A 22,143-nucleotide genomic window follows, 5' to 3' on the forward strand; every position below is an offset into this window, starting at 1 on the left:
GTTAATATGATTTAAGACACAAAAAAACCCCTTAATACTATAAAAAATATAGCTTTAAGAGGTTGTTGCATTTTATATTTTTATTAGCTGAGAAGGTTAAACTTGGAGTTTCATGCCTCTTAGCTATTCAAATAAAATTCGACTATACTTCTCACGTAAATCCTTTTTCACCATTTTTCCAGTACCGCTAATTGGAATTTCATCAACAAAGATAACTTTGTCTGGTATCTGCCATTTAGCAATTTTTCCCTGATAAACCTGCAGAATGTCTTCTTCTGTAGCTTGATTCTCGCTACGTTTTTTCACAATTAAAACTGGCCGTTCATCCCACTTTGGATGTACAGCAGCAATTACGGCTGCCATCGCAACTCCTGAATGTTCTAATGCAATATTTTCAAGTTCAGCAGATGAAATCCACTCACCTCCTGATTTGATTAAGTCTTTGGCACGATCAGTTAAACTCAGGTAACCGTCGCTATCGATTGAAGCGATATCTCCTGTATCAAACCAACCGTCTTCAGTTAGTAAGGCTGTATCTTTGTTATAATAATGCTCAATAATCCAATGTCCTTTAATCTGTAGATGTCCTGTCTGTCGTCCATCCTCAGCTAAACGATGAGTTCCATTTTCTTCATCTGTAATACGGATAGAAACACCAAACGGTGGACGCCCTTGAGATAAACGAACCTTAAGCTGTTCATCTTCAGACAATTCACCATGCTTTGCCTTCAACTGATTAATCGTACCTAGCGGACTTGTTTCAGTCATTCCCCATGCATGAATAGTGTCACAAGCATAGCGATCCTTAAATTCTGAAATAATTGATGGTGGACAAGAAGAACCACCCACGACCGTTCTTGTTAAGCTCTCAAGCTTGGTTGCTGAAGTTCGAGCATATGTTAAAAGCCCTTGCCAAATCGTTGGTACTCCTAAAGCCATAGTAATGTCATAACGATCAATGAGCTCAACTAAGCTTTTGCCATCCAAATCTGGCCCTGGTAGTACTAAGCTACATCCAACCATTGCAGACGCGTAGGGTATACCCCAGGCATTTACATGGAACATCGGAACTACGGGAAGGACAATTTCGCGTGACGATAAACTAATAGTGTCAGGGAAGCAGGTTACAAAACTATGTAAAACCGTTGATCGATGTGAATACAAAACTCCTTTTGGGTTCCCTGTAGTCCCCGAGGTATAACATAGTGAACTTGCAGTATTTTCATCAAGCTCAGGCCATTCAAAGCTTGCTGTTTGTGCTGCAACTAACTCATCATAGAACTTTACGTTTGGCAAAACCTTAGTGATCTCAGGATCTGCTTCGCTCATACAAACAAAGTGTTGGACGTTTGGAATCTCTTCTTGGATAGATGCAATTAAACCTGCAAACGTCTTATCAAACATTAAAACTTTATCATTCGCATCATTAATAATGTACGTCAACTGCTCAGGAAATAGGCGTGGATTAATAGTATGACATATCATACCTGAGCCAGAAATTGCATACCAAGATTCTAGATGACGATGGTTGTTCCATGCTATTGTAGCTACTCTATCATTCGGTTGTAGATTTAGACTTTTTAATGCATTTGCATACCTTTTTGCATTTTTAGAAATTTCTAGCCATGTGGTTTCAACGATATGACCATCTACCTCTTTAGAAAAAATCTTTGTATCGCCATGATAGTGTGCAGCATGTTCAATTAAACTGCTAATCAGCAGCGGTTTAAACATCATATTTCCTAACATATAAAACATCCTTATTTCAAATAACAATCAGCCATTTGATATTAGCTGCTGTAATAAAGTGCTTCGCTCAATACTACAAAGCAGTTTAAAAAACAGCTATGAACATACCCATGAAAAGCTGATAAATATCACTTTACGAAAACCATTACTATGATCTATCTAAAGCGCCTTATTGAACTTATGTTCGTCTTTAAATTATTAAGGCGTTGCCAGATTAAACCCATACTCAAAGTCATCTAGCATAGAGAAAAATTGCTGAATCAATTTTAAATCGCCTTGGTGTTGTACTTTCCCCTGTGCCATTAACGTCTCAAAAGAGGCTGTTTTTATTAGCAACTTATCAAAATCTTTCCGATTTAAAGTGAGAGTCAAATCAGCATCAGACGCTTGAGAGTCGGCCATCACATTTAAATGTGAATTCTTTAATTCTAAAGCAATCTTTTCATTGCGATCTGGCAGTACAAAATTAATCTTAAACGCTTTGCCTAGCGCCCGCTCAGCATTTAAACGCACACCCATATAGTCGAATACCAACTCTGTGTCCATCGCGGTTATTAGATCTGGGCCAACTTTAGTCGTTTTGACCTCTTTAGGCACACCATTACGTAATTCATAAGCTGCCGATAGATAGGCATTTCGCCATCCTGCACTTTCAGCTTGATAGCCGAGTTGTTCCAAAGTATCTGCCTGTAAAGCTTTTGCTTTTATGTTGTCAGGTTCCGCAAATATCAAATGATTCATCAGTTCTGCTACCCAACGGTACTCACCACGGTCAAAAGCCACTTTTGCTTTTCTTAATAACGCTTCACCACCCCCTGCCAAAGCCACATAGTTTTTACCCGCTTCGTTTGGACTAAGTTTGTTTAAGGTAGCTGGATTACCATCGTAATAACCTATATATTTATTTACTACACCTCGCACATTATGACTGACTGTACCGTGATAACCACGGTTATACCATTCTTGATCCAAAGCTTTAGGCATCTTAAATTCGTTATGGATTTCATTAATAGTGATACCTTTATTGACTAAATGTAGGCTTTGATCATGTAGGTAGCCATACATATCACGTTGTTTTTCCATGTACTTTACAATATTTTCTTTCCCCCAACGCGGCCAATGATGTGAAGCCATTAACACATCTGCCTTCACTCCAAATGTTTGCAATGCATGGTTGATGCTTTTACTCCACATTGAAGCATCCCGAGCTGCTGCACCACGAATGGTGTATAAGTTATGCATACCGGCAACGGTATTTTCTGCCATCCATAAGGTTTTGAACTGAGGGAACCATGTATTCATCTCTGATGGCGACTCTGTATTTGGTGTGTTTTGGAATACCATTTCTACACCATCGACATTTAAGGTCTCCTGATCTTTTTCTACGATATAAGTTGGCGTAATCAAACCAACTAAACCCGTAGGTACTCCTTTACCTAATGCACCATCTACCACGCCATACTTATTCTTAGGCATCATAATGCCATATTGATACGAGCTACGCCGCGCCATCGCATTACCTGCAAGTACCGACTCTTTTACCACGTGCTCCATAAAATCACGCGGGGCAATGACTTGTACTTCACCATTATCGACTTGCTCTTGACTGATGACGCCTTTTACGCCGCCAAAATGATCAACATGAGCATGGCTATATACCACGGCTTTGACAGGACGCTCACCCAAATGTTTAGTCACCAAAGCATGAGCGGCTTTTGCAGACTCTGGTACGGTTAGTGGATCGAATATAATCCAGCCTGTATCACCTTTAATATAGGTAATATTGGTCAGATCGAAACCACGAACTTGATAAATCCGATCTGTAACTTTGAATAGGCCATAATTCATATTGAGCTGAGCTTGGCGTTGTAAGCTTGGATTAATTGAAGCTATAAACTTATCTTGATTCAAAAAATCAAACTTTGCTAAATCCCAAACAATTTCGCCTTTTGCGTTTTTTATCTGCTTAGTTTCAGGCTTTGCAATCAAGCCCTTAGCAGCAAATTCGAAGTCCTGTTTGTCGTTGAATGGCAATTGTGATAATACGGCATAGTTTTTTTGTGTCGTAAATTTACTCGCAGGTTTACTAACGAACTTATCATCCGCTTGGGCTGCACCTATTATTAATATGCTCGAAATAGCAGCTACTAAAATTCTCTTAATCATTATAGAAATTCCTTTTCTTTTACATGGTTTAAGTCACTTGCTAAATCTCCTATCCCTTTGATATGGGAGATTTGTCCTGAAAGTGGTTCATTAAAGTGAATACGCTTAATTCTGGATGCTTTTTCTTCCGAAAACACAGGAATACGACTCATGGCAAACTCTGATAGGGCAGTAATGGTCAAAGACGGATTGACACCTAAATTTCCTGGGATGATCGACCCATCTAGCACTCTCAAGTTTTTATAACCAAACACCTCACCCGAAAGATCTACTACGCCATTAGATTGATCTGTGCCCATTGCTACCCCACTCATGATATGGGCAGTCGTTGGTGTGCCAAGCAACACTTCAGTTAAAGCAGAACCAGCTTCACCTCCTAATTTTTCAGCATATAGTCTGGTAGCTTTTTCAGCTGCGGGAAAAGAGACTGTCAACGGAGTGTCATTGGCTTTTTGTACAGCAGTGATACCATTTTTAAAAAAGCGATACCATTTGCGGCGCCATTCTAAATGTATAAAAGCCTCAGATTTTTGCATCACTAAAAACAAAATAGAACTACGAGCTTTACCTTTAGGACGTAACATTTTGGCAGTCTTCATTGGATGCAAAAGTGTGTTGAAAACAAACTTTACAATTCGTACAAGTCCTTTCCCTGTTACCATTGGAATATAAGGTACATACAACCAAGTGCCATCTGAACCCTCTCGGAAACGATTTATCTCCATATTGGTATTTCCATCAACGGAAATAAACGAGCTAATAGCAATACCATCATCGACCTTTTCACGTGTATCATTTGCGGTCGTTAAGGTTTCCGAATTGGTGCGGATTTCTTGACCTAAAACTGCTGAAATATTTGGTAGCGTTTTATATTTATCACGCATTTTTAATAATAGTGGAACTGTGCCCATTACTCCTCCAGATACTACGACCCCTCGGCTGCGTAATTTATACTGGCGTACTTTTTTAGAAAGAGTTTCTTTTACTAGGAGCTCATACCCTTCACTACCGTCATGATTTAACGGGGTGATTTTAATGACTTCAGAGCTAGGGCGTATCTCGACTCCATTACGTTCTGCAAAATACAAATAGTTTTTCATTAAGGTATTTTTAGAGTTATATCGACAGCCAATAATGCAGTTACCACAATACTGACAAGTTCGACGATCTGGGCCATCGCCATTGAAATAAGGGTCTTTTACTATCTTGCCTCTTTCGCCATCTTGTAGCGGGAAAAAGACCCCTGTAGTGACCGTTTTATAGCTATTACCATGTCCCATCTCTTGTGCTACCTCTTTTAAGGTATCATCAGCTATGTTAGTGTAAGTGTTTTCAGCCGTACCAAGCATACGCTGTGCCAAACCATAATAAGGTAGCAACGTTTCTTTCCAGTCATTACGTAATCGCGTCCAAGCCTTGGAATTAAAGACTTCGTCATCAGGAATAAGATGAACATTGGCATAAATTTGTGATCCGCCTCCGACGCCCACCCCATGTAATATAGTAACTTTACTAGTAAAACTCATCTGCAAAGTGCCATGCATGCCTAATTGAGGTGCCCATAGATAGTTTTTGGTATCTAAATTTGTTTTTGGAAAGTCCTTATCCTCGCGTCTTAATCCTTTTTCAAGGACTAAGACACTATTGCCCTTTTCACTTAAGCGTAATGCGCTGACAGAACCGCCAAAACCTGAACCAATGATGATTTGATCAAAGTCAAAATGTGGCTTTGACTGTGGTTTAACGTCCTTATTTACCATGCTATTAACTCCTTTAATAGTCTGTGCTTAGTCTTTTGTTTATGATAATACAATCATTTTTCTGATAAATTTAATTACTAAAAAATCTATATTTGTTTGTTACTGATTAAGATTTAGCATGAGTCAAGAAATTTAATACTCGATCGGCAAAATTACCGTATGGCGGCGCTAAAAACTTCATACTTGAAAAACTGGATTGATAAAATACAGGACGCATCTTTGAGAAGTTTAAAAACCCTTCGTAACCGTGATAATGCCCCATACCGCTAGCGCCAACACCCCCAAACGGTAAATCGTGTTGCCCTACATGAAATAAGGCGTCATTAACGGATACCCCGCCAGACATCACGTGATTGATGTAATAATTAATTAAGCCTTTATTCTGACTAAATGGATAGAACGCTAATGGGCGATCTCGCTGATTAATATAGCTGACGACTTCTTCAGGCTGATCATAAGTCTTGACCATTAGGATTGGACCAAAGGTTTCTCGAGTATCTATCTCCATTGCATCAGTACTATTAAAAATCAAAGTTAATGGGAATTTACGTGTTGATGCATCAGCTTGTTGATTATTTAAGTTGATTACTGTGGCGCCTTTGCTTTGTGCGTCCTCCACACACTGACATAAGCGTTGGAACGAGCGATCATCAATGATTGAGGTATAGTCCTTATGATTAATATCAGGCACATGCTTTTCTACCCATTTAATAACGGCTTGGATAAAACTATCTTTTTGTGACTTGTGTACAAACAAATAATCGATATTGGTACAAATTTGCCCAGCATTGAATTGCTTGACGAACATGATGCGCTCGACTGCTTTTGCCAAAGAATAATTAGGATCAATAACTGCAGGTGATTTGCCACCTAGCTCTAAAGTAACTGCTGTTAAATTCTCTGCCGCTGCTGCCATCACCTTTTTGCCAGTAGCGCCAGAGCCTGTAAACATCAGATGGTCAAAGGATAGCTTAGAAAAAGCAACACCTACCCCGCCCGTTTCATCAAAAATTTGTAGTTTTTCAGGCTCAAAATACTGCGGGATCAGTTGAATCAACAAGGCAGCTAGATGACGGGAGTTCTCTGATAGCTTGACCATAGCTTTATTGCCTGCGGCAAAAACGGCGGAAAGTTGAGAAAATAATAAATTAATAGGAAAATTCCATGGCACTATTAAGCCAATAACGCCTAAGGGTTGCGGAACCAGACGGTTTTTTGCGCCAAAGTACATACTCATATCTACTTTACGCTTTTGTACTTTAGTCCATTTTTTTAGATTTTTGATACTGCTATTTATATCATCTGTTGCCGTAATAATTTCGGCTAACAAGGTCTCATGTCTTGAACGATTGCCATAATCCTGATTGACGGCTTCAATTAATGCTTCACGATGATCGTTAATGATTGCTTTTAAATTTAATAGATGTGCTTTTCTAACCGCAATGCTTTCAATACCTTGTTTCTCTGCATAGCTTTTCTGCTGTTGCAGGCAGTAGTGTAGTTCACCTTCCATGTCTGTAGAATCAAATTTGGCTTTCATAAAAACTCCCTGTACAGCCGCTATCGTGATGATTCAATTAGATTTTAATAGATTGATTGAATCTTTATTCACTTTACTTTAACAAGGTTTTCTAATACATTCTTGACATTTTAGGACAAATTATTGATTATATAGGACATTAATTTAACTATTTGAGACAAAATAGAGGGTGATATGGGTAGCTACATCAGAGCGGCAGGTCTAAACGGTTTTGAAGAATTGGTTCGCAGCTATGGAAAAGACCCTACAAATATCTTTGATAGGATAGGCTTAATACCTTCTGTGATACGCGAACCAAATTCTCTGATTGATCATGATAAATATATTAATTTATTAGAGCTGGCAGCGATTGTCTGTAACGAGGAATGTTTTGGTTTAAAGCTTGGCGCCAAGCAGAGTATCCAGACGATAGGGTTGATTGGCGTCTACATGTCTAAACAAACTGACATAGCCAAAGCATTACTTGTGGCACAAAAATATATTTATAGTCATGCTGAAAGTTTTGTTTTCCAGATCAATGAGGTCTCTGATAAATTATGCGAGCTTGATGTGGTGCGTCAAAATGCACAGAACATAGATAGAGCACAGAAATCACAGCTATCTATATGCTTAATTTGTAATATTTTAAAAGATTTAATTGGTCCAAAATGGCGTCCAGAAAAAGTAAGATTAAAACAAAATCCATCACCTCAATCAAAAAAGTTATTAACCCAAGTATTAGGATGCCCGGTCGAGTTCAATACCAAAAAGAATGCGATATATTTTTCTACTGTTTATTTAAGCTACAAACCGCACTACTTTGAAGATAATTTGGTGAATCAACTGATTGTGCAACAGCTAGAAAATGAAAACAGTACCTGTACTCATGATGATATATTTTTGATAGAAAGCTCTATGAAGATGCTACTAGCTACTGCTGATTGTAGTATGGCAAATGTTGCGTTATGCGTAGGACAGCATCCCAAAAAAGTCCAACGTCAACTGAAAAACGAAGGGACTACTTACAGAGACTTATTAGAGGAAGTGCGAAAAAAGGAAGCAGTGCGAATTATTAATACTGGCGACGTCAGCCTAACGGACGTGGCTTTTCAGCTGGGTTATGCTGAGCTGTCTGTTTTTAGCCGACAATTCAAAAGCTGGTTTGGTATTACGCCAACAGAATGGAAGGACAGCTCCAAGGTATTAGTAACATAGTTAATTATGGTTTAACTACCCATATGCGCTCCTAACTTAGTTGACCACTAGAGTTATGCCTGTTTTAATACATTAGCGATTTGGTTTTCGCTAAAACATGTCTTTTTCATAGGTGAATCATACTGCTAGCTTAGCAGTTAATCTCTATTTCTAGCTTCTATTATTTATATAGTGCATAGGGCTGGACTATGAAACTTAATTTTCTTATGTGACGCTATTAATGTCGAATTTTGATATAAGACGTTTTAGGTCTCAATCCCTGCCAAACACATAAAGAGACTCTAGCATACGAATGTACATACAAATCATCCTTAATAGGATTGACAAGTTTTTGCCTAACCTTAATTTTATTATTTTTCGTCATTTTTATAAAAATAGTGAATATAATTTATGTTATCCAGTAATAACGTAGGTGTTAAACGCTTTAGCGTTGTGGTGCTTAAAATTGGAGAATAGCTACTAGTTTTAGATATTTCAGATTATTTTAAGCACAAAAAAACCTCTTAAAGCCACAATTGATATGGCTTTAAGAGGTCATTATTTTTTAGAATTTTACTAGATGATGAGCTCAAAGATGGGGTCTTGGGGTTTGGGTTTTTACTTTATTATTTTTGTTCTTAACCTCTTAAGCTCTGAAACCGACTAATAGCCTTAACTACTAAAAACGGGGATATGCATTAGGAATTCAAATTCGATTGGCAACCGTTCATCGGTTAGAAAAATAATCAGTATTTCAGACGCTATAATCAACTCATCAGCAAGGCTATCATTTACTTTGTCTGAAATTAAAAACCATAAAAGGATATAGTCATGAAGCTCAAAAAAACACTGATGGTTACTCCATTGTTATTACTTTCTATTAATGCTATTGCCGGCATGGGTGATATTAATGGTAACACCAAATGCACCATCGTTGACTCTATTAGTAAGAAGAAGGTTATTGCAAAGTCTTGTACTTACGATGGTGCAGTAGGAGGGAGCATGAGTTATGCCATTAGCCAACTAAATTTTAAACTGCCTAATGGTAGTACTTATCGTACCGTCAATAATGCTACGTTTGATTTTGATAAAAATGGAAACGTCCAAAATTTAAAAAAAGTATCTCAGTCAATGGTAAAGCAGCTGAAATAATAAATTTACATCATAAGACATTTAAAAAAATTTCCGATAAAGAAATAGAAAGTCGCTATGAAAAGAAAAGTCCTAATTTTTCTGATGTTTTGCAATGTTTCAAGTACATCAAAAAAGACACTGCTTTCTGCGTACCTTATGAATTTATTAGCAGCATCTCCTAATAATTATTCGGCTATAATGCGTTCTTTACTCTCTACTTTAACTACCTATATTTATCTACTGGAGCACTTATGAAATCCATATCTATAACTTCTTTGGCCTTATTAACGACTGCATCTTTACTATCTACTATTACTCTAGCTGCTCCTAACTCTTCTAAAAGTGTCAGCAGCTATAAAAGTAATGATATGGTCCATGTATTTGGTTGGATGGAAGATGCTTGTTCTGGTGAAAAACCGCCTTATAAAAAGATTGCTGCTAAAGACACAGCATTTATAGAGAGTATTAGCGGTCAAAAGGCCTCTGGAGACTTTGTAAAGCCGAAGGCGAAATGGTTATCAGAATATCGAAATATGATAAAAGATGTAAAAATGAAGAAAGGTGAACCATACACTGAATATCGGGTTATTTTTAACAAAGGCGTTACCTACCGCGGTCAGCCTCTAGACGAGTATACATTCAGTTTTATACCTGAATCATCAGGTGGTGAAAACGTTTTAAAGTTTGCATCGACTGCGACTGTACCTACCATTATGCCGAACTTTCAAACTCGAACCATGGAATACTGGGGTGAGATGGAAAAAAGAGGGGCTACTTACAACCCTAAAAATAAAACCGTCACCTGTGAGTTTTGGTAAATAGATTTTTTGAGTAGTGACTTCTGCTGTCAAATCCGTAGACATTAGCTTGAGAGATTATAATTTTAAAAAATTTTCATCTGATGTTTATTTTTATTAAAGTATAGTTTTAAAACTAACATCGATAGCGAAGAATGGTTCAATGCTAGAATGTAGTCGATACACTCTAAAAATGTCATAGCGCTACTGGGATGAATTTTGCGCAGCCTCTAGGAACGCAGCACGCAAGTAAAATTTATACCAGTAGCGCGTTTAAATCCATAACAGTTTTACATTCAGCTAACTATAGATCAAATATTAATTTAAACTATACCTTAGCAGATGGCACGTACCCCAAAACCATGGTGTTCAAAATATTAATAACATCTCCATATACCATTAATTTATTTACTCTGATAAGTCTAAAAACCCCTACATACTATTACTTGTATAGCATAGAAGGCTGAGGTATGAAATCCACTTTTCTCAGGTGATGTTGTTAATATTGGGGTTTGCTTTGATACAGATCGACTGTACCTTTCTCACCCTCAGAATGATTCATTTCCATTTCAGGATATAGTCGTCTAGTCAGCTCATAAATCTCATCCTCTGCCTTCATCCCCCGCTTATCAGGATTTGGATAAAGAGCGGCAGTAAGTATCAATCGGGGTAGCTCTAAGTGATGAGAAAACACCCTTGCAAGCTCTTTTCTTAAAAACTCAAGCCAAAACGACACCGTCTGTGTAGGCGTGTGTGGATCTGGCGTACTATAAGTAAACAAATCTGCGTTAAGACAATATTCCATACGGAACGCTGCCGCCATACGATCATGCAACCACTGCAAAGCTCTATGATCAAAACTATTCAGCTCATCTCGCAAGTCACTAAGTTCTGTACGGACATCAACCACCCTTTCGGCATGGCGATGCTTATCGATAGCAAAGTCAATGATGATTCGTAATGCTTCTCCGTAGCTGTCATGCTGGATCATTCCTATACGAATAGAATCTCCTTGAAACTCAGTACCCACTATCATCGTTAATCCCTGTTGATAAACTTGTAGCGTATTAAATTAATAAGCAATAAAACACTATATCCACCCTATTTTTCAGAACACTTAAGCCTTCAAATACGATAAGATAGCGCTATAATTGCACATTAGCCTGCTAATTTACACCCGTAATTCATCGAAAGAGACCTCCATGGCATTTAACCAAACCCAGTTTTTTGAAGATTTAGAAAAATTAACGTCCAAAGTCATTGATAAGAACAAAAAAGACGACTTTATCTTTGATTTTCTGAAACTGCTCGATGTCTCGAAAACCACGATAACGGCACTTAAAAAGAACGATAGCCGTTTTAACGTTGCCGCCAACCCTGAAGCTGGTGAGGTTGCCAATAAGCATCGTATCTACTTTAAGCCTGTCGCTGAAGGCCAAGACCTTGCTAAAGCACTAAGTGAGGTGATAAGCAGCCCAATCATCAATCAGCACAAAATCCGTATGGTAATGGTGACAGACTTCAATACAGTACTGATTAACGACACTAAGTATGATGAGACGCTCGACTGCGACTTTGCTGATCTTTATAAGAACTACCATTTCCTATTGCCACTTGCCGGCCTAGAGCGTGCTCGCGAATACTCAGAACATCCGGCTGATGTGCAAGCATCAGAGAAAATGGGGCGCTTGTTTGACCACATCCGCAAGCTCAATGAGTTTAATACTGCTGATGACTTACATGCGCTTAATATATTTTTGACGCGGTTGCTATTTTGTTTTTATGCTGAAGATACGGGTATCTTTAAGCCCGATCAGTTCCATGATGTGATCGATGGCACTACCAATATAGATGGTAGCGATGTCGATAGCGTCTTATATGAGCTGTTTGACATTCTCAACTTACCTGAGTCTAGCGCTGAGCGCGATGCCAAACCCACCCATCTAAGCGCCTTCCCGTACGTCAACGGTAGCTTGTTTGAATATCCCTTTGCCATCCCGGAGTTCGATGCGCGTACCCGCCGTATCTTGTTAGAGTGCGCACGTTTGAGCTGGGCTGAGATTAACCCCGATATTTTTGGCTCCATGTTTCAAGCGGTGATTGACCCTGAGCAGCGTGGCAGCTTAGGACAGCATTACACCAGTGTTAGCAATATCATGAAGGTCATACAGCCGCTATTCTTAGATGAGCTACATGAAGAGCTAGACGCGGTGAGAGCATTAAGTTATGACAATCGCCATAAGAATAACAAAGCCGAGCGTTTAGATGCCCTACTTAAGCGTATCAGCCAAATCAAAGTATTTGACCCAGCGTGTGGATCAGGCAACTTCTTGATCATTGCTTATAAAGAGTTACGCAAACTAGAAATCGGTATATTAAAGGCACAACGCGATTTACTAGGATCGAAAGACAACTTGTTAGGTCTAGGCTTTCAAAGCGCAATCAGCTTAGATAACCTGTACGGTATCGAGTATGACGACTTTGCCAGTCAGATTGCACGCTTGTCCCTCTGGCTCGCTGAGCATCAAATGAATGTATTATTCGAGCAGGAGTTCGGTGCCTCTCAGCCAATGCTACCGCTAAAAGACAGCGGTCATATCATTTATGGTAATAGCTTACGTATCGACTGGCAGGATGTCTGTCCGAACAATGGCAGTGATGAGATTTATATTATTGGTAATCCGCCTTTTGGAGGTAAAAGCAAAAGATCTGCTAGTCAGCTTAAAGATATGGAGATTGTATTTAAAGGGTTTAAAAAAATAAAAACCTTAGACTACGTCACTTGCTGGTTTTGGAAAGGTGCTCAATACATCGCTAAAAGCAAAGCTGAATTAGCACTTGTAGCTACAAACTCTATTTCTCAAGGTGAGCAAGTTGCTATTCTATGGGAACCTATCTTTGATTTCGGCATTCAAATAAATTTTGCATATCAAACCTTTCAATGGAAAAATAGCGCTAAAAATAATGCTGGTGTTCATGTGGTGGTTGTAGGTCTGTCAAATAACAATACGGCTAAAAAAAATATATATAGGCTAGTTGATGATACTTGGCACAAGGAAACAGTCGAAAATATTAGTCCCTATCTAGTAGCTGGCTCTAATACTGTCGTTGAAAGCCGTAGGTCATCTATATCTGGAAATTCGCCAATACTGTTTGGAAATATGCCGTACGATGGAGGAAACTTACTTTTAAACCAAGAAGAAAAAGAAAGTCTAATAAACGATGAACCTAAAACCTCAAAATACATTCTAAAACTTCTAGGTGCTAGTGAGTTTCTAAACTCAAAAGAACGCTACTGTCTGTGGCTAGTTAATGAAAATCTAGGTGATTTAATAAAAATTCCTGAATTAGAAAAAAGAATTCAAGCTGTCAGAGAAAGCCGCTTAGCTAGTTCAGATAAAGGTGCACACAAGCTTGCGGAAAGACCCCATGAATTTCGAGACCTAAATAATCCAGACAGTTTTATATTATTGCCTCGTGTCTCTTCTGAACGACGCAAATACATACCGATTGGTCTATTTAGTAAAAATGTAATTTCTACGGACGCAAATCAAATCATACCAAATGGTACATTATTTGAATTTGGGATATTAACTTCACTTATTCATAATGACTGGATGCGATTAGTCGCTGGTCGACTGGAAAGCCGTTACCGCTACTCAGGAACCATCGTCTACAACACCTTCCCCTTCCCTGACGCCACTAATGAGCAAAAAAAGAACATTGAAAATCTCGCGGAAGCAGTCTTACTCGCCCGTGCCAGTAATGCTGGCATGACTTTAGCAGAGCTATACGATCCAGATAAGATGCCTGATGATTTAAAGCAAGCGCATAGCACACTCGATGATGCGGTGGACAAGCTGTATCGCCCGCAAGGCTTTGCTAATACCGAAGAGCGCTTGGCACATTTGCTGGCACGTTATGAGCAGCTTATTGAAGAAGAAAAACAGAGCAAAGCTAAAAAGAAGGCCCAAAAGAAAGCTAAGTAGCTGATTTGGCATCAACATCATACCAAAACAACATCAACCCCCTTATAAAGAGCATTCTATTATGATTTCCAAAATCCTATCAAGCGCAGCCTTTGCTGCCCTACTTGTATGTTCTATGGGTCAAGCATCAGCTGCATCACAAAGCGATCTCATATCGCTAAAAGGTAAAAATGGTCAAGACCTTCCTGAAGGCGATATGTTTATATTGTTTGCTTGGATGGAGGATGGCTGTATTGGAGACGGGCCCGTTTATAGTTCTATCAACGAAAATCATAATAAATTTATTAGTAGATCAATGAAGATGAAGACGCTTGCAGAACCGAATGAAAATGATGAGATATATGAGTTTTCTATAACTCCGCGCTCTCAATGGAGCCCTGGTTATAGTCCACTGATGAAGGATGTGAGTATGCATACCAATCTTGAATATACTGAATACCATATTAAGTTTGCAAATGGCGTTAAATATCGCGAGCAACCTATAACAGAATATCACTATAAGTTCAGACCCGAGTCAGAAGGCGGTGCACACGTGCTGAATTTTGCTAAAAATGCAGATATGCAAAGTGTCTGGAAACACTTCAAAACACGTCAGACATCAGACTATATGAGTGATGGTATGTTTGATCAAAAAGCTAGGTTTGATCCTAACAATAATACGATAACTTGTGTTTACTAATAACGAAACCAACCTAAAACCCTTCAAAAGGATTTGAAACATGAATATAAAACCACCTCTAACTGCTGTAATCGGTGTCACCTTAGTCTTAAGTGGCTGCGCTGAAACATCAGCGCTGGGCAGTGCAGTGAATCAAACAGTAAACGCTGTTGTCACTGGTACGGTAAATGGCATTCAAGAAGGTATGAATGAAGCTATGAACCAAAGACCAAAAGCGCAACCAGGTACGATGCCTAATAGTGATATGTATAACTTATTTGGTTGGATGGAAGATGGCTGCATGGGTGACAGTAATGCCGTCTATCAAAAAATCAGTAATAACTATAGCCAGTTTAGCGAAAGTATTATCACATTTGTTCGAGTTAAGCCTACCGATCCTAGAGCGTCACCAGTTAAATATATTGTTAAACCAAAAAGCCAGTGGCCCTCCGGCTATGATAACTTGATCAAAGATATCGTGGTAACAACACCAGATAACTTCGATATTACTTATACCGTGATATTCAAAGATATGGTCAAATACCGTGGTCAACCTTTAGATAGCTTTTCTTTCCAATTTAATGCTGATACTGAAGGTTCAGAACAGGTTTTAAACTTTGATAGTCGTGCAAACGTGTCTACCGTATTTTCTAATTTCCGTACTCGTCAATACGAACCCTATTGGGGTAAACCGGGCCAAGTTTATACCAAAGGTGCCAAATACAACCCCAACAACAAAACAGTTGCTTGCTATGGCGATTAACTCTTAAGCTATTAAGTTTAGAGGCTAAGATTTATTTTAATAAGGATTTTTGATGAGCAAAACGGTCAATATACTAGATCAAACCTATGCCCGCACGGGTCAAAGCAAAAAGAACAATGCGCTTGGCATGCGTGAAATGCAGGCGCGTGCGTTTGAGAAGCGTAATAGCCAGTATTTGCTCATTAAGTCGCCGCCCGCCTCTGGTAAGTCACGTGCCATGATGTTTTTGGCACTCGACAAGCTGATCAATCAAGGTATCAAGAAAGTCATCATTGCCGTCCCAGAGATGAGTATTGGTAAATCCTTTAAATCAACGCCTCTAAGCGACTTTGGTTTCTTTGCTGATTGGGAAGTGGCAGATCGTTATAACTTATGCTTGAGTGTTGCTCAAAGTGATACTCGTAAGACCGCTATATTCTCAGAGTTTATTACCCAAGATGTAGATGACAGCGCCCTACCCCAAGTATTAGTCTGCACCCATCATAGCTTTCGATATGGTTTTGACAAAGTGATTGAAGATGGCGGCGACATCTCACTATTTAATGACGTGCTGATCGGTATTGATGAGTTCCATCACGTGTCAGCGGATGACTCTAATCGCTTGGGTGCCATACTCGATGACATTATGACGCAGACTAGCGCACACATTGTGGCGATGACCGGCTCCTACTTCCGTGGCGACTCCGTGCCCATCTTATCCGATAGCGATGAAGAAAAGTTTGATAAGGTGACTTATACCTACTATGAACAGCTAAACGGTTATGAGCACTTAAAGTCATTGGGACTGGGCTATCACTTTTATAAAAAATCCTTCTTTGATGCCTTAGATGAATGCTTGGACACCAGTAAAAAGACCATCATCCACATTCCTAACGTCAACAGTCTCACTGCTGAGACAGACAAGTATGAGACCGTTGGCCGTATCATAGATGTCATTGGTGAAGTTGAGTCTCGTGATGATATTACTGGTGTTATGACAATACGCGCACATGACGGTAAGCAATTGCTACTCGCAGACCTAGTGACTGATGACGCTATGCGAGCGAATACACAGGCTTACTTAGCGGATATTACCTCTCGTGATCAGATGGATATCATCATCGCTCTTGGTATGGCAAAAGAAGGCTTTGACTGGGAGTATTGTGAACACGTATTGACCATTGGCTATCGAGGCTCTCTGACCGAGGTGGTGCAGATTATTGGCCGCTCAACACGCGATAGCGCGGGCAAACACCATGCTCAATTTACCAATCTAATCGCTGAGCCAGAAGCTGATAAATCTGAAGTGACAAGCTCTGTTAATGACTTATTAAAAGCCATTACTTTATCACTACTAATGGAGCAAGTGCTCAAACCTAACGTCAACTTTAAACGCCGCAGTGAGATAGACCTATTAGGGACGCAAGACTTGCCGGCAGGTACCATTATCATTGACGATACAGTAAACCCTCCCTCTGATCGAGTCATGGATATACTAAACCAAGACCGTGATGAGATATTGGCCCAGCTCACTCAGAACACTGAGACGGTCAAAAAGTATATTGCCGCTGAGACCAATAACGTCGAGACCGAAGCGGTGTCAGACTCCGTCATCCCTAGTATTATTCGTAGTAAGTATCCAGCGCTAGACACTGATGAGGTACGGCAAGTACAAGAGGGCGTCATGCAGTATATGGCTATTAACCGCCAAGGCGGCGTGGTTGAAGGTAAAGACATTCCTGAGGATGCGGTCATCGAAAATGAGCGTTTTTTTATCAAGCAAGGTCATGAGTATGTCGATATTAATACTCTAAAAGCAGAGCGAAAAGAGGCGCTGAATGACAATGACATCATTAAAGAACGCCACTTGCCCGCTGATGCGAAAATCTATAACCCTCAAACCAAATCAAGCAGTAATAGCGATTCGAACCCTAGCAACGGCTTTGTCAAAGTCGGTAGTAAGTTCGTCAATGTAAACAACCTTCCTATCGATCTTGTGCGCTCCGTCAACCCCTTTCATGATGCGTATGAAGTTCTCTCTAGAACCGTCGATAAAGAAGTACTGCAAACCATTAATGACGTCGTCCATGCCAGCCGCTCGAGCGTCACTGAGGAAGAAGCGGTACTCATGTGGCCAAAGATCGTTGCATTTATGAAAGATAAAAATCGTCAACCTAGTAAAAACTCAGAGGACGCTATCGAGCGGCGTATGGCTGAGGTTATCACTTATGTCAGAAACCAAAAAGCCAAGCGAGAAGCCAATAGTCATGATTAAACTCGATGAGATCTATCAAAGTCGTGAGTACAAAACGCTAGACGATATTTTTATCAATGACAGTACTGGTCTACTTGATGATATAAAGCCTGTCACCAAAAGCTCTTCGAATAACAGCGTTTTAGCGCAGCAGTTTGACACTATCAACCTTTTTATCGATCAACAGGGGCGCGTGCCTAGTAGCAGTGCTAGCAATATCAATGAAAAGATAAATGCTCGCCTATTAGCTACCATACAAACCAACCACGTAGACTCGCAAGAACTGCTAGCTTTAGATAGACATGGTTTATTAACTGCTCAAAGTGCGGCCTCTACCCTATCTAACGACAAACCGACCCTCTCAGACAAAAGTATAAGTCATAAGAATAATGGGTCTGAAAAGGCAAGTAGCGCTGGCACTAAAAAAGCTGAGCCGTTAGTTGAGGCTGTTAGCGAGCCTCCTGTGATTAATAGTCTAGATGATATTTTTAACAGTGATGATCTAGGGATTTTTGACAACATTCATTCTGAAATCCTAATCAGTGATCATAAGGCTAATACACGTGCCAGCTATGATCAATATAATGACGAAGATATAGCCAGCCGGTTTGAGTGTAAGGACTTTTATAAGTTTGCAGCAACCTTTGAGCGCATATCTAAAGCCATTCAAACGGGTGCTTTTACTAAAACTAACTTTTCATCAGTGAAAGATATCAACATTGGTAGCGTCTTTGTTTTAAATGGCATGCTTTGCTATGTGGCTAATATTTATAAAGCAGAGGCCAGAAAGAATACCCGTAGCCAAGAGAGATTGCGCTTAATATTTTCTAATGGTACAGAGTCCAATATGCTCACTCATTCATTGGCTACCGCGCAGTATAAATACGAAAACAGCTACCAGTTATTAATCACTGATCCTGACTGGATGAATGATGAGCTCGCCAAAAACTTTGGGGACGAGCGACAACTTACCGGTGTCATTTATGTTGCTAAGCTGACTGAGACCCCAAGTGATTTAGCGCATTATAAACATCTGCACAAAATTGGCTTCTCAACCCTTACAGGAGAAGCGCGCACTAAGCACTCGATTAGGGATACTGCTTTCTTGCAACAGCCCGTAGATATCATAGCTGAATGGCAAGTCTATGATGCCAATGCTCGTAGTGTGGAAAGCGTCTTGCATGCCTTCTTCTATGATCAAAGAGTCAAGGTATCTTCAAAAGCAGCAGATAATAATCTTTACAAGGCGACAGAGTGGTTCAATGTTCCCCTTGATGAGATTGAGAAAGCGATTAACCTGGTTATCACCGGGAACATTAAAGACTATCGAATGGATGGTGCGGCTGGCAAGGTGGTTTTGAAGTGATAAGCGCTTGCAGCATTAACTTATATCCATATGTTTAAAAGTTATCAGATGTGATTACCTATAATATTACGGGTCTATAAATAGTATTTATAGAAATACTGATTATCAACCACAATATGAAAATACTATGGTGATAATTCATCTAAGCCTGTTTATATAAAGCTAGCACTACAACTTTCTAATCATAATATTTGTCAGGTGGCTTTGTGAAAGTCGGGGTTTGACAATAATAAAACAGACTGACAAGCATATTTGCCATATTAAATAAATTTGAGTTAATTTTCTCTATCCGATAAGGAATCTATTGTGAGTTTTCAAGGCCTATCTGCTAAGTATCGGCGCTTATATCAAGAGCATGCAGGATGGCGATTGATGCGAGCAGACAATGCACCGCACATAATGGCGTTTATCTCTGATCTATTCAGTGAACGTAGCGAAGTGCCCTATAACCGAGCTAAATTACTATTAGAGGCGCAAATTGAACACAGTCGTAATCTTGGTATTTGGGAAACCCAAACCAACGCTACTACTTACCTTAATCAATGGATAGCTCAGGGCTGGCTTCGTGAACTTGATGATCTATTGACCAAAACTGATGCAACAGAAATGGTGATACGCTTTTGTCATGGGCTAGAAGAACGTAGTATTGGTGTCAGTGCCTCACACTTGCGTATCGTACAAGAAACTGTTCGAGATTTTGTGGTCGTTACCAATGAAGATACTGATAGTCGAGTTAAGTTACTTGAAGAAAAAAAAGCAGCCATTCAGCGTCAAATAGATGATTTGCAGGCAGGTGTGGTACATACGTTGAGCGACAATGAACAGCGTGAATATATCCGTGAAATATACCAGCTTGCGTCACAACTCACCGGTGATTTTAGGTTATTAGAAGAACAAATACGTAAACTTGATAAAGACGTTCGCATACAGATGATCGACGATGCTACTTCAAGAGGCAATCTGCTAAATGAAGTTATGAAACAAGAAAATGTGTTATCAGAGACCGAAGCTGGCAGTGCTTTTGAAGGGTTTTTTCAACTATTGTGTGATTATAACCGTGTCACAGAGTTTCGTGAGCAATTGCAGTATGTCTTACAAACGCCTGCAGCAAAGCATTTAAGCTTACATCAACGTCAGTTTTTAGCGGATTTGATAGCAGAACTGAGCCGTGAGAGCGAAAGAGTACTTCGCATTCGCAGACGTACCGAACAAGAATTAAGAGCCTATATTGAAAGTGGCGCAATGAGCGAAAACCGTACCGTAGGCAAACTCATCAACAAGCTTGAGCAGTTGGCGGTAACCTTACGTAATGAAGAGTGCAACTTAAAATCAAACACCTCATTGTCATTGTCTGTGGGTAAGATTGAGTTGTCATCTCCAGACTCAATCAGACTAAAACAACCCGATGAGCGACTACAAATGGGCCTCACAACACCTCATATTAATAGCCGTGAGCCAAGCGTCAAGATGCTTGCGAGTCTAAACTCAGTTAAAGTGCAAGAAGTGGCCATAAAAGTAAAGTCTATGCTCATGCAAAACAGTCCACAAACCATTTCTCAGCTTATTCATCAACTACCCATTAGTGAAGGGCTTGAAGAATTAGTTGCTTACATTCGTATTGCCCGTGCTGTAAAAGCTACTGAGCTTGCATCAGTGGAGGAAGTTATCATCAATGACCATCAAGGCAATATGTTACGTGCCAGCATACCAACAATGCTACTAACGCCTTCTTTATTCCCTGAAAATATTGAAGACTTATCGCTGTAACCATACCTTTTAATAAGACTAGTTATAAAAGACTAATGACGACAGACTGAATATAGAGGATTAAAATGAGTGTATCCAATCATTTTTTTGACATGGTCATTGGTACCAACAGTGACACTACCGTTAGTAGTAATCACGATAAGGAATCTACATCAGCGAGTAAGAACGAAACTATTAGTTCTGATGGCGAAGGTGTTAACGATGAATCTGCGATTAAAAATACTTTGCTAGACCCTATGCCTGGCGATGCCAGTCGCGTCTTAGTCCATATCATGCGCCATGGGGTTATTTTTCATGCGCAAAAACCTAATTTATATCATTCATTATGCCGATATCAGTCGATGATTCAGCGCCATTTGTCTGAGGTCTACTTAACCTTAGTTTTAGATGAGCGGCAAGGTATTGCTTTTATTGCTCGTTCTGATAGTGAGACTGCAGGCAACAGCCAAGATAGCTTTGATTCAGCAAGTACAAGCGACCCTAAAGACCTGTTAGCAGATGAGCTTATAGATAGTAATGATGATGAGCACACTCACTCGCTGATTAGCAAACGCACACTGAGCTTATATGACACCTTGATATTGTTAATGTTGCGAAAATATTATCAAGAGCGCGAAACCAGTGGCGAACAAAAAATCATCATCGACATTGAACGCCTGTCATCGCTACTCATCCCTTTTTTACCATTAACTGATCATACCAGCCGAGATCTCAAAAAACTGAGCGCGCGACTCAAAGAGCTTAGCCGTCGCCATTTATTAAGTAGCATTCGCGGCACTGATGATCGTTACGAGATAACGCCTTTGATTCGTTATGTGGTCAGTGCTGATTTTTTAGAGAGTATGCTGGGTGAATATCTGCGCTTGGCACAAGGTACAACAAACACAGAAGTAGAATCACCTACTTTTGAAGATGACGATTTCGAAGATAACAAACATTCTCAGAATGACTCCTTAAACAATCAATCTACAAACAAAGTAAAATCCGAAAAAACTTCCAATAATCAATCTATAGATAATCAGTCCGATTTATTTGGCGAATGAGGATG

15 protein-coding genes are annotated in these 22,143 nt (G+C 39.6%); 10 read left to right on the forward strand and 5 right to left on the reverse strand.

The genetic code is table 11. From position 1 onward, the window contains the following. Window positions 1-123: 123 nt before the first annotated feature. The 4 genes from QL886_RS01870 to QL886_RS01885 form a co-directional block, all read right to left on the reverse strand. Window positions 124-1,749 carry a long-chain-fatty-acid--CoA ligase gene (locus QL886_RS01870; protein ID WP_290177441.1) on the reverse strand — a complete coding sequence of 542 codons (1,626 nt, stop codon included), beginning with the start codon at window positions 1,747-1,749 and terminating at the stop codon, window positions 124-126. Window positions 1,750-1,947: 198 nt separating this feature from the next. Continuing rightward, on the reverse strand, window positions 1,948-3,915 hold the full coding sequence (locus QL886_RS01875) for an alkyl sulfatase dimerization domain-containing protein (RefSeq protein WP_290177442.1): 1,968 nt from the start codon (window positions 3,913-3,915) through the stop codon (window positions 1,948-1,950). Beyond that, window positions 3,915-5,675: a GMC family oxidoreductase gene (locus tag QL886_RS01880; RefSeq protein WP_290177443.1), complete on the reverse strand. Its 1,761-nt coding sequence runs from the start codon at window positions 5,673-5,675 to the stop codon at window positions 3,915-3,917. Before QL886_RS01880 ends, QL886_RS01875 begins: the two co-directional genes overlap by 1 nt. 106 nt (window positions 5,676-5,781) lie before the next feature. After that, window positions 5,782-7,215 (reverse strand): coniferyl aldehyde dehydrogenase, encoded by a 1,434-nt coding sequence (locus tag QL886_RS01885; RefSeq protein ID WP_290177444.1) that lies wholly within the window; start codon window positions 7,213-7,215, stop codon window positions 5,782-5,784. Between the two features lie 174 nt (window positions 7,216-7,389). On the opposite strand from QL886_RS01885, the gene QL886_RS01890 reads away from it, so the two are divergent. The 3 genes from QL886_RS01890 to QL886_RS01900 all read left to right on the forward strand — a co-directional run bounded on the left by QL886_RS01890 (window position 7,390) and on the right by QL886_RS01900 (window position 10,340). Further along, window positions 7,390-8,409 (forward strand): AraC family transcriptional regulator, encoded by a 1,020-nt coding sequence (locus tag QL886_RS01890; protein ID WP_071001758.1) that lies wholly within the window; start codon window positions 7,390-7,392, stop codon window positions 8,407-8,409. 810 nt (window positions 8,410-9,219) lie between these two features. Beyond that, on the forward strand, window positions 9,220-9,540 hold the full coding sequence (locus tag QL886_RS01895; RefSeq protein ID WP_071001759.1) for a hypothetical protein: 321 nt from the start codon (window positions 9,220-9,222) through the stop codon (window positions 9,538-9,540). A 233-nt stretch (window positions 9,541-9,773) separates the two neighbouring features. Beyond that, window positions 9,774-10,340 carry a hypothetical protein gene (locus QL886_RS01900; protein WP_290177445.1) on the forward strand — a complete coding sequence of 189 codons (567 nt, stop codon included), beginning with the start codon at window positions 9,774-9,776 and terminating at the stop codon, window positions 10,338-10,340. A gap of 478 nt (window positions 10,341-10,818) precedes the next feature. Here QL886_RS01900 and QL886_RS01905 read toward each other — a convergent pair whose 3' ends face one another. Beyond that, window positions 10,819-11,355 (reverse strand): hypothetical protein, encoded by a 537-nt coding sequence (locus QL886_RS01905; protein ID WP_290177446.1) that lies wholly within the window; start codon window positions 11,353-11,355, stop codon window positions 10,819-10,821. Between the two features lie 166 nt (window positions 11,356-11,521). Between QL886_RS01905 and QL886_RS01910 the strand changes: the two genes are divergently transcribed. The 7 genes from QL886_RS01910 to QL886_RS01940 all read left to right on the forward strand — a co-directional run bounded on the left by QL886_RS01910 (window position 11,522) and on the right by QL886_RS01940 (window position 22,138). Then, window positions 11,522-14,308, forward strand: coding sequence for a DNA methyltransferase (locus QL886_RS01910; protein ID WP_290177447.1), 2,787 nt, complete (start codon window positions 11,522-11,524; stop codon window positions 14,306-14,308). Between the two features lie 61 nt (window positions 14,309-14,369). After that, window positions 14,370-14,987, forward strand: a complete 618-nt coding sequence (locus tag QL886_RS01915) for a hypothetical protein (RefSeq protein ID WP_290177448.1) — start codon at window positions 14,370-14,372, stop codon at window positions 14,985-14,987. A 40-nt stretch (window positions 14,988-15,027) separates the two neighbouring features. Further along, entirely contained in the window at window positions 15,028-15,729 is a 702-nt protein-coding gene (locus QL886_RS01920) for a hypothetical protein (protein WP_290177449.1), read from the forward strand. A 52-nt stretch (window positions 15,730-15,781) separates the two neighbouring features. Continuing rightward, window positions 15,782-17,983, forward strand: coding sequence for a DNA helicase (locus QL886_RS01925; RefSeq protein ID WP_290177450.1), 2,202 nt, complete (start codon window positions 15,782-15,784; stop codon window positions 17,981-17,983). After that, entirely contained in the window at window positions 17,937-19,328 is a 1,392-nt protein-coding gene (locus QL886_RS01930; RefSeq protein ID WP_290177451.1) for a GIY-YIG nuclease family protein, read from the forward strand. The genes QL886_RS01925 and QL886_RS01930 overlap by 47 nt, the downstream gene beginning before the upstream one ends. A 306-nt stretch (window positions 19,329-19,634) precedes the next feature. After that, window positions 19,635-21,095, forward strand: a complete 1,461-nt coding sequence (locus QL886_RS01935) for a DUF3375 domain-containing protein (RefSeq protein ID WP_290177452.1) — start codon at window positions 19,635-19,637, stop codon at window positions 21,093-21,095. A 65-nt stretch (window positions 21,096-21,160) separates the two neighbouring features. Further along, window positions 21,161-22,138, forward strand: coding sequence for a DUF4194 domain-containing protein (locus QL886_RS01940; RefSeq protein WP_290177453.1), 978 nt, complete (start codon window positions 21,161-21,163; stop codon window positions 22,136-22,138). Window positions 22,139-22,143 lie beyond the last annotated feature (5 nt).

Source organism: Psychrobacter sp. APC 3281, assembly GCF_030407815.1.
In the GTDB taxonomy this organism is placed as follows: Bacteria; Pseudomonadota; Gammaproteobacteria; order Pseudomonadales; family Moraxellaceae; genus Psychrobacter.